Source organism: Thermomonospora sp. CIF 1 (genome assembly GCF_001896795.1).
GTDB classification, from domain to species: domain Bacteria; phylum Actinomycetota; class Actinomycetes; order Streptosporangiales; family Streptosporangiaceae; genus Thermomonospora; species Thermomonospora curvata.
This window is the reverse complement of sequence record NZ_MOYN02000009.1, coordinates 1-9,461: the sequence shown is the minus strand read 5'-3', so window position 1 is coordinate 9,461 and position 9,461 is coordinate 1. Positions and strand designations below refer to the sequence as shown.

The window sequence follows — 9,461 nt, the reverse complement described above, 5'->3', positions numbered from 1 at the left end:
GTTGCGATCCCTCCAGGGGTGATGAGCGACCCGAGAGTAAAGTCGCAGCTCAGAGGCATCTCGCAGGGAGGTTGGTCGGGCGTTTTTGCAGCGGTCCGGCGGTAGTGCAGATGTGCAGGTCAGAAGGTTCTTCTTACAGGACGGGGTCGGTGTTGCCAAGGGTCTGGCCGAGGGTTTGGGTTTCGATGTGGTGGGGTGTCCTGGTCCGGTAGATCAGGACGCTGTCGTATCCGGGGTCGATGTGTTGCTTGATCTCGGAGATGAAGGTTCGGTGCTGGGCTGCGGAGAGTTCGCCTTGGAAGACGCTGCGCTGTACCCAGTGCAGGTAACGGCGGCAAGTGCGTAGGACGCGGGGGTTGCGTTCGGCGAGGGTGTCGTAGACGACGATGACGAACATCGGTCACCACCAGGGGCGGAACGGCTTGTAGGGAGTGCCTTCCAGGCAGAGTCGGACGATTTTGAGGGCCTCCAGATGGAGGAGCTCTTCGTAGGAGACCTTTCGCTTGAGGGCTCGGTGGTGGACGGTGGTGGCGAGCTCGGTTCGGATGAGCTCTGCGACCTTCTTGCGGCCGGCCTTGCTGAGGGATGCGTGGTTGACGTCGCTTTCGAAGTCCGCAGGGGTGAGTGTTTTCTGGGCGGCGGCGCGGCGGAGGAGCCGTTCGGCGAACAAGGGCTTGAACGGTTCGGCCAGGTCGAGGGCGAGGGTGTTGCGGCGGCGGTCGGTGTCGGCGTGCATGAAGCCCAGGGCCGGGTGGAGAGGCGTGCAGCGCAAAGCGGTGAGGACGCGGGCGTAGGTGATGGAGTTGAGGTAGCTGATGAAGGCGTTGCCCGCGTTGGCCGGTGGGCGGCGGGTGCGGCCTTGCAGGCGGAGCCATGGGGGCAGGAAGGTATCCAGGGTCTCCCAGGCGGTACGACGGAAGTTGCCTTCGATTCCCATGAGCTGCTCGGTGTCGCGGCAGCCGTCCAGTTGTTCGGGCAGCCGGGCCAGTGGCGCATCGAGCAGGTCGGTGTCCAAGGCCCAGGCGACGTTGGCCGCGGCCGCCGCCACCAGGGCGCGGCCGATGGACAGGCGGGTGGCGTCGTCAGCGGTGAGGGCGACCTGGCGTCGCAGGACGAGGGCGGAAGAAGAGTCCTCGGCCGGGGTGATGGCGCCGGCGTAGTTGCCGTAGTGGTCGAGGATGTGGACGATCACGCCGTGCCGACTCAGCAGGGAGACCGCTGAGGTGTTGATGTCGATGTGGTCGAAGGCGACCAGGTCCCGGATATCGGTGATGGGGATGCGGACGGGGCTGCGGTCGGAGCGTTCTATGCGGATGCTGCCTGCTTCGCGGCGGATCCGGCAGGGCTCGGTGAGCCAGTAGGTGCGGGCGGCGGAGCTCATGCCTCCGCCCAGCAGTAGTCGTTGTAGGCGCAGCCACGGCACCGGCTGCGGGGCAGGCGGGGCGGTATGTGCAAAGCCGCGATCACTTCTTGGGCCTGTTGTTCGGTGGTTTCGGCTTCGGTACGGGCGGTGGCGTCCCAGGGGACGTCGATCTTGCGGCGGATGAGGGGGTAGTGGATGACGCCGCCGCGGACGTTGACGCCGCGGCGTTCCAGCAGCAGGCAGTAGTGGCGGACCTGGGCGCGATGCTGGTCGGAGGGCCGGCGGGAGGTTTTGGTCTCGTGGACGATCGCGCCGGTGGTGACCCAGTCGATCTTGGCTTCGCCGAGGTCGATGTCGCGGCGGCGGGTGTAGGTGGTCTCGTCCACGGCCTCCCCGAAGGCGACGGCGTCGCTGCGCTGCTCGGGACGGTAGCCGCGTGAGTACAGCCATAGCTGTCTGGGGCAGTGCAGCAGGTACTTGATGTGCACTCCGCCTATGGCGTCCGGGCGGGGAAGCGACTTCACAGGATGGTCTCCGGTTGCCGCGGGGACGTGGCCTCGGCGCTGAGGTCCAGGCCGGTTTCTTCGCTGTAGGGGGCGTTGATCAGCCACAGGGGCGGGCGTCGTTCGCGGCGTGCCCGCTCCCGGTCCAGGTGTGCCCGTCCGTTGCGGTGGAGGCGGTGGATTTGGGCCTTGCGCAGCGGGATGAGCAGCCCGGCGGCTTGAAGCGGGTCTCCATGGGGGCCGCTGGAGCGCAGGCTGTACTCTTCGGCGTCGCTTTCCAGCAGGACCTCGATGCTGTCGAACGCCTCGTCCAGGCCGGTCGCGTGTTCGGTGCGGTCGTGGAAGGGGTCGCAGAAGGTGAGGAAGGATTCGAAGAACTCCTTGCGGTGACGCTCGGCCTGGCTCGCCCACTGCCGTCCCCACTCGGTGTCGTAGGCGTGGCGGAGCCAGGTTTCCACGGTCTGTTCGGAGATCACCGGGCTGGGCGTGTTCCGCAGCGCCGACAGGGCCGCATCCAGCGCGCCCTCCTCGTAGGGCAGGGCGGATTCGGGCATGTGGACGCGGAACTCCACCACGCCGTCGGGATGGCGTCCGCGCCGGTTGACCCGGCCGGCGCGCTGGGCGACCGCCTCGATCGGCGCCAGTTCACTGACCCCGCGGTCGAAGTCCAGGCACAGCGACACCTCCAGCACCTGGGTGGCCACCACCAGCCCGCCGCGGCGGGTGTTTTCGCCGACGGCGCGTTCGGGGTGGCGCGTGCTGATCCGCCGTTCGATGGCGGCGCGGTCCTCGGCCCGGAACCGCGAGTGCAGCAGGATCGCCGCGTCCGGGTCGTCGGGCAGGACGGCTCTGGCGTGACCTGCCAGTTCGCGGTACAGGCGCTGGGCGGTGGCGACGGTGTTGGCCACGACCAGCACGCTGTGGCCTTCGGTCAGCCAGCGGCGGATGCGGTCCAGGCTCTGCGGTGCGGTGATCGGCTGGTCGTCCAGCACCAGGCGGTGCCGGTCGGGGGCGGTGCCCGGCGGCGCCCGATGCACGGTCACCTGGTCGAGGGTGTCCTTGAGCAGGTCGATCATGGGTGGGGCGAGGGTGGCCGACAAGACGGCCACCCGGCTGCCGAGCATCTGCCACAGCCGCATGGCCGCGCACAATCGTCCGAACGTGGCCGGGTCGTAGGCGTGCAGCTCATCCAGTGCGATGAGCGCGTTGGCCTGCTCCAGCAGCACGCTGGAGTGGCTCGGCCCGGCGATGGCGCCGCGCAGCAGCTGGTAGGGGGTGGCGACCCGGATGCGTTGCGCGAACAGCCGCATGGCGGCGGCCTGGTCGCGTGCCTTGCGCGCCTGGCGCGGGCCGGGCGGGCAATCGTCGGTGGTGGCCCGCGCCAGCAGGGTCCGGGCGGCGGTCGCGTGCAGGACGCCGATGTCGGGCTTCTTCTGGCCGGGAGCCGGCAGCAGGCTTTTGATGAACCGGTCGCGGGCGGCGTCGATGGAGGCCCGGTACGGCAGGACCCACAGCAGCCGGGGATGGCCGGGCATGTCGTCGAGCTGCCGGGAGGCCCAGGCCAGCCCGGCCTCGGTCTTGCCGCTGCCGGTGGGGGCGCACAGCACCAGGTGCCCGGTCGTCTCGGCGGCGGCCCGCTGGTGGGGGTAGGGGGCGGGGAGGGTGGTGATGTACCGGCGCGGCAACGGCATGTGGGTCTGCAGGGGCACGTGCGCGGAGCCGGACCGATCGGCCAGGGTGACCGCTCCTTGCAGCAGCACCGCGACCAGCCCGTCTTCGGGAGGGACCCGGCCGCGCCAGGCGGCGTGCAGACGGGCGAAGGCGTCGCGGGCCAGCTCCCATAGCCGCCGTCCGTCCGGTTCCGGGGGCGGGATGCCGAGCTGGGCGGCCAGCCAGCGCAGCAGCGCGGCGTGGCGGGCCGGGGTGACCTGGACGCGGGGGCGCGTGGGGGGAGCGTCCGGATCGCGGCCGAACTTGCGTTCCCAGGCCGCCTCGGGCGGATACATCTCCCGCAGGTCCCGTCCGCTCGCCGAGATCAGGGGCCTGTGGTGGAAGGCCACCCCGGCTGCGATCATGGTGCGGTCGGATTCGGGCAGGTGCCGGGTCAGCAGGTCGGCGTAGGCCAGGGAGAGCACCTCGTGCCGCTCCCCCCAGGGCTCGCCGCCGGGGCGCAACTGGTTTTGGAAGCCTTCGGCTACTTTGCCCGCATCGTGCAGCAGGGCGGCGATCTCCACCTGGGTCCAAAATCCCGGGCGGTCGGCCAGGATTCCCGGTGAGCCGATGCGTTCGGCCACCGCCTGGGCGGCGCTTCGCACGGTGACGCTGTGCTCGATCAGCAGCTCGGGACGTCCCAGCTTGGATGCGGCCTTGGACTTGCCGAAAACTCCGGCGAGCTCGCCGTCGTCGCCGGTCTCCGGCGCTGGCGGCGCCTGCAGCCAGACCGCTTGATCGCCGTCCCGGTAGGCGCCGGCCACCGGGCGGACATCGGTCGGCGGTTCGGCGCACCACAGGTAGTCGCCGTAGTCGGTGCGCAGCCGGTCGGTGCTGACGTGGTCGGCCAGCCGCAGCAGGTTCGCCTGCGGCGCCTGATGTCCGCCGCGGGGAGCCAGCGCGTGGCCGATGCGGGCCCGGTCGGTGGGCACCAGCTCGACCCGGGTGATCGAGCGGACGTGCACCAGGTCTTGGGAGCGTCCCAGCCGCAGGCCCCAGGTCGGTCGCCGCAGCGCCGTGGCGATCCGTTCCCCGTCGGGCATCGGCACCCACAAAGTGATGTGCACTCCGGTCAGGAATGGACGCTCCCGGATCGTCATGCCGCCCTTGCCCGGCCTGACGCGTCCGCCGATCGCGGGGTTGGAGCCGTCGGCCGCGATCGGGTGGTAGGTCTCGGTGTCCACGCCGCGTCCCTCGGCGTAGGCGCACACCCCCAGCACGACCGGTTCGGCGGGACGGCCGGTGGCCGCGGCCAGCATCCCCCGCAGCGTCGAAGGCGGAGGGACCGGCAGGCAGCGGGTCACCCCGGGGAACATCGGGTCGCGGAAAGAGGCCACGGGCGCATACAGCTGCACGCGGACGGCCTCGATCGGCCTGCGTTCATCCGGCATGGCGTCCTCCTCTTCCCGGCCCGCGCGCGGCGCGTCCGGTCATATGCCGGCAGGGTCTGAGAGCGCGATGGGGTGCGGTGATGTGGTCGATGTCCGCCGCCATGCGGGGCTCTTTCACCGCGCGGGGTCGTCGAACCAGGCGTCGTGCCGGCCGTCGCGGATCTCCGCGGCCAGTTCCCGCAGCATCACCCTGGGGTGGCCGATGGTGACCTTCTCCGCCTCGATCAGGTCGGCCGCGTCCGTTTCGAACTCCTTGCGGACCAGCTCCCGAAAGCCCGGCCGCCAGCCGAAGCGGACGGGGGCCTCCCACTCCCCCTGCCAGGCGTCCAGTTCCTGCTTGAGCACCTCGGCCCGCACTTGCAGCCCGCTGCCGTCCTCGGCGCCGTCCACTACGAATCCCAGCGGGTTCACCCCGCCGGCCATCGGGACCAGCGCCACCAGGGCGGGAGTGCGGTCACCGTAGTGGATCGCCTTCTTGGCGCCCCCGACCAGTTCGGCCAACGCCTCCAGCAGCAGCGCGACCCGCTCCCGGCGTATCTCCAGCGGCAGCCGCACCGCCTGCTGGCCGCGGAACTTCACCGGCACGGCGCCCATCTGGACCGCTCCGGCCACCGCCAGCGCTTCCTGCTCGCTCAGGTAGTTCGGACGTCCCACACCGTTCTTCTCCGGGAGGGTGAAGGTGCCCACCCGGGGCAGGTCCAGCAGGAACGGCGCGGCCAGGTCGGCGGTGTAGAACTCGTGGGAGTGCAGCACGGGCTCGTCGATGCCGCGGGACATCACCCCGAAGTCGGTGGTGGGCTTGGCCGGCTCGACCGACAGGAACGTGCCCACCATGAACGGGCTGTCGCGAAGCGTGGTGCCCTTGTCGTCCCCTTTGGGGCCGGCCTTCATGTAGCCGAAGAGGTCATCGTCGATATAGGTGATCGGGTCGCCCGCGGTGGTGGCCTTTTGCGCCTTTCCCTGCGCCTTGCCGACACGCTCGGTGGGAGAGGGGACCGATCCCAGCGCGGTCATCGTCTCGCGCAGCCAGCGCCGGAACGCCTGCGCCGAGATGTAGGGATACCACTCGCCGCGGATGCGGGCCTTCTTGACCGGCGCGGTCGTTGACTCGCCCTTGTCGTTGTTGGGCGCGCCCGCGGTGACCGCGAGCACGATCTTCCCGGCCAGGTAGCTCATCAGGCGTACTCCTCCCCTTCGTCACCGTCGTCGTATTCGCCGTCCTCACTGGCCGGGTCGTCCTCGTCGTCGCTCTTGCCGATCCGCACTCCGCGGCGGATCAGCTCGTCCAGGACGTCGAAGTACAGCTGCCCGCGCACCCGCCAGCCCTGGTTGCCCTCGGCCTGCAGGAGCGGGATCAGGTCGTTGATCCGCACCCTGTCGCTGCCGTCCAAAAACAGCCGCGCGCTGGCCTTCATCAGCAGCTTCTGCAGGTCATAGGCGCTGTTGACGGCGCGGCGGAACTCGTTGAAGCGGCCTCGCGTGCCGTCTTGGGTGATCCAGTCGGCCAGCATCACGGTGGCCCTGTCGAGCCGACCGGGGTCCATGTCGTACATCACCTCCTGGTAGAGCCGGCACAAGGCGCGCCAGCCGCGCAAGGTTCGCTGGTTGAGGGCATCGGGGTCGCGGGCGCGCCGCATCAGCTCCAGCGGCAGGCGGTCGCGCTCCTCGTCGTCGACGGGATCGAACAGCGTGCGGGCGGCGGCCGTGGCGCCGTCCACGGTCACCGCGCCGGACCGGTCCCGGCGGTGCATGGATCTCTGCAGGGCCGCCCAGCCGTGCCGGCAGTCCGCATCGGCCCGCATCGCCCGCAGGAAGCGGGCGATGCCCTGCCGGGTCTCGGTGACCCGAAGCCACGGCTCCTGGTTGTCGTTTTTGAACGTCCACAGCGTGCAGGCCCCGCCGGAGTCGGCGGCGTGCTCCCGCAACGCCCGCACCACGACCGCCTCGGGGCCCGCCCCCGCCTTCAGCCCGGCGAACCCGAGCTGACGGATCCGGCCGGCCCGCACCAGGTTGCGGGTTGCGAACTCCTGCTCCACGGCCGTGTCATCGCACGTCAGCACGGTCGCCGACCCTTGGGTCACCCACGCGCCATAAGGCATGGCCCACAGCGCCACCCGGCACGCCCGGCACACCGGCCAGCCCGGCACGCCGGGAGGCAGGGTGTTGAGCGCGCGTTCGGACTCGAACATCGGCAGGTTCGTCTTGGTCCACACCGTGCCGCTGGGACGCGCGCAGAACGTGCAGGGCAGCAGGGGCGCTCCCATCGGGTCGGGCGCGAACAGCTCCGCGACCTGCGGATACAGCACGGCCCGGTCCCGGGACCGTTTGGCATGGGTGGGTTTGGAGTTGGGATACAGCGCGAACAGCACCTTCCACCAGTCGTAGGAGACGCTGTCCTTGGGGGCGGTCGCCGCCGTGACGATGTCTTCGACCAGCCGCTCGACGACACGTTCCATGTCGTCTTCGGTGACCGTCTCAGGACGGTCACCTCCCGCCAGCAGCGTCACCGCCCACACGCCGCAGCGCTGCAGCGGATGGCCCGAGGGCGTCAGCACCGGTTCGGCGACCGTCGCGGAGGTCACCGGATCCACCCGAATCCCTGGATGGACACCAATCCCAGCCCCCAGTCGTAGATGGCGTCCAAGAGCCTGGGCGCGGCGGTGATGCTCAGCTTGACCGTCGCGCCGATCCGCATCGCGCCCTGGACGTCGAAGCGCCGCCGGGGCCCGGCTGCCAGCACCTCCACCCGCACGTCCGACGGCAGGCCCAGCACGTCGGCCTTGTGCCGGAGGTTGTGCACCAGGCGTTCCTCATAGGCCGCATCGCCGGGAAGCAGGTAGCGCCCCTCGTGCTTGAGGATCACCGGGGAGACGGTCTCGAACACGGCCTCGCCCGAGGAGTGGTCCGGTGTGTTCTCCACCTCCACTCCCTTGATCTGCAAGGTCGCCTCACCCCACCGCAGGTGCTGCCGGCCGGCCAGGGCGGCCAGCAGGCAGCCGGCGATCCGGGGAACCGGCGACCCGATCCACACCGAACCCTTCGAAGAGGTCGCATACGCGCCCTTGCGCTTTTTGGCCCCCGAAAAGATCGGCGGTGAGATCGCCAGCGGCCGAAGCGCATGCCCCTGCCATCCCACGTCGTGCAGTTGCTGAGACAGCTCCGGGTCTTGCGACTTCAACAGCCCGTACACCACTCCCCGAGCCGGCCCGTGAACATCGCGCCAGGCCAACTCGGGTCTGTCGGCTGCAACGTCCAACCGAAACCGCACCTTAGAGGCCCTCCTGACTAGCCCTTTGAGCTGCCTGGAGAAGTCTTAGCAGCCGCATCCGACAAAAACGGGGCACTCCAAAGATCAACACCTTCGTGGCCCGTTACGGCCAATGCACAGATACTCGCCCGTAACACCACGATCGACTGGTATACACCCCAAGAGGGCCACAGGTGATCACGCTTCTGTCCGCCCACCGTCAGCATGCGGGCAGGCAGCCATTACCTTCGCCGAGATCTTCAGGGGATTCCCCTTTGAGGCGCCGCCGATCATCCATGGACGGCCAGCGGTCGCCTCCGGAGAGGGCGCTACGATGCCGATCCGCAAGACTTCATGCCCGCAGATGACATCTCGCCTCCTCAACCCTCTTGGAGGACTGACCCTTAAGGGAGTTTTGGAACACCGCTGATGCAGGTTTCCGGTTAGCCTGCTCTAAGAACCTCGCATCCCAGGAGAGGCACAAGCGCAATAACGGACAATACGGGATTTGCGCCACACACAGCCGCTCACTTCAAATAAAGGACTCAAGCGACAACCCAGACAAACTTGAACATAGTTGCATAGTCCTAGTTACTTGCAACAAACGTTAGGAGAGCTCCCGCATGGCCATGGCACCATGACTCGGCCCTGACCTCTTCTCTCGATACCACTCTCCACAGCGGAGGTCATGGAGCCAGAGGAATCTACGTTGCTCACAAACCGTGCGGCAATACCAACATGCCACCAGTGGACTGGCGCCCCAAGACCGTCCATCAGAGCGGTTGAGATGGCCCCCGTTTCACCGAACAAGATCACCCGAGTCAGCGCACCCCAGGGCTCCCCATGTCGGCGGCTTCGTAGCCGTACCGAGTCGTCCCCTGAACCAGTCCCCCAGTTGGCCCCATGCCACCGTCCGGGCTCTCTTCGGCCGTCAACCAAGCATGGACCCCACAGACCTCAAGGCTGTCCACATACCAGAAGACAACATGTCGGCATACATCCGCATGCCCACCATGTCACGACCCACAGCAGGCCGTAGCCTGACCAGGTGAAGAGCGACGACCGGAATGCCTGCGGAGACGAAGAACAGGTGTCACAGCAACACGATCACCATCGCACCCCTTCTGACCTGCGGCGCTGCACTACCGCCGGACCGCTGCAAAACCCCTCGCTCAACCCGCCTTCAGGACGCCTCTGAGCTGGGACTTTACTCTCGGGTCGCTCATCACCCCTGGAGGGATCGCAAC

7 protein-coding genes are annotated in these 9,461 nt (G+C 68.7%); all 7 read right to left on the bottom strand.

Annotated features, from left to right (window positions below):
• Nucleotides 1–133 precede the first annotated feature (133 nt).
• On the bottom strand, nucleotides 134–397 hold the full coding sequence (gene cas2 / locus BUE48_RS04675; RefSeq protein ID WP_012851308.1) for a CRISPR-associated endonuclease Cas2: 264 nt from the start codon (nucleotides 395–397) through the stop codon (nucleotides 134–136).
• Between the two features lie 3 nt (nucleotides 398–400).
• Entirely contained in the window at nucleotides 401–1,381 is a 981-nt protein-coding gene (gene cas1b, locus BUE48_RS04670) for a type I-B CRISPR-associated endonuclease Cas1b (protein WP_286989031.1), read from the bottom strand.
• Nucleotides 1,378–1,887 (bottom strand): CRISPR-associated protein Cas4, encoded by a 510-nt coding sequence (gene cas4 / locus BUE48_RS04665; protein WP_286989029.1) that lies wholly within the window; start codon nucleotides 1,885–1,887, stop codon nucleotides 1,378–1,380. Before cas4 ends, cas1b begins: the two co-directional genes overlap by 4 nt.
• Entirely contained in the window at nucleotides 1,884–4,967 is a 3,084-nt protein-coding gene (gene cas3 / locus BUE48_RS04660) for a CRISPR-associated helicase Cas3' (protein ID WP_286989027.1), read from the bottom strand. Before cas3 ends, cas4 begins: the two co-directional genes overlap by 4 nt.
• Before the next feature lie 114 nt (nucleotides 4,968–5,081).
• Nucleotides 5,082–6,143 (bottom strand): type I-B CRISPR-associated protein Cas7/Cst2/DevR, encoded by a 1,062-nt coding sequence (gene cas7i, locus BUE48_RS04655; RefSeq protein ID WP_012851304.1) that lies wholly within the window; start codon nucleotides 6,141–6,143, stop codon nucleotides 5,082–5,084.
• Nucleotides 6,143–7,549: a hypothetical protein gene (locus BUE48_RS04650; protein ID WP_148232926.1), complete on the bottom strand. Its 1,407-nt coding sequence runs from the start codon at nucleotides 7,547–7,549 to the stop codon at nucleotides 6,143–6,145. The genes cas7i and BUE48_RS04650 overlap by 1 nt, the downstream gene beginning before the upstream one ends.
• Complete coding sequence (cas6, locus tag BUE48_RS04645; RefSeq protein WP_217265450.1) at nucleotides 7,546–8,157, bottom strand: CRISPR-associated endoribonuclease Cas6; 612 nt, start codon at nucleotides 8,155–8,157, stop codon at nucleotides 7,546–7,548. Before cas6 ends, BUE48_RS04650 begins: the two co-directional genes overlap by 4 nt.
• Nucleotides 8,158–9,461 lie beyond the last annotated feature (1,304 nt).

Coding starts and splice junctions, on each gene's coding strand:
- cas1b (WP_286989031.1), bottom strand. CDS start 1,381: ATGAGCTCCGCCGCCCGCACCTACTGGCTCACCGAGCCCTGCCGGATC.
- cas3 (WP_286989027.1), bottom strand. CDS start 4,967: ATGCCGGATGAACGCAGGCCGATCGAGGCCGTCCGCGTGCAGCTGTAT.
- cas7i (WP_012851304.1), bottom strand. CDS start 6,143: ATGAGCTACCTGGCCGGGAAGATCGTGCTCGCGGTCACCGCGGGCGCG.
- cas2 (WP_012851308.1), bottom strand. CDS start 397: ATGTTCGTCATCGTCGTCTACGACACCCTCGCCGAACGCAACCCCCGC.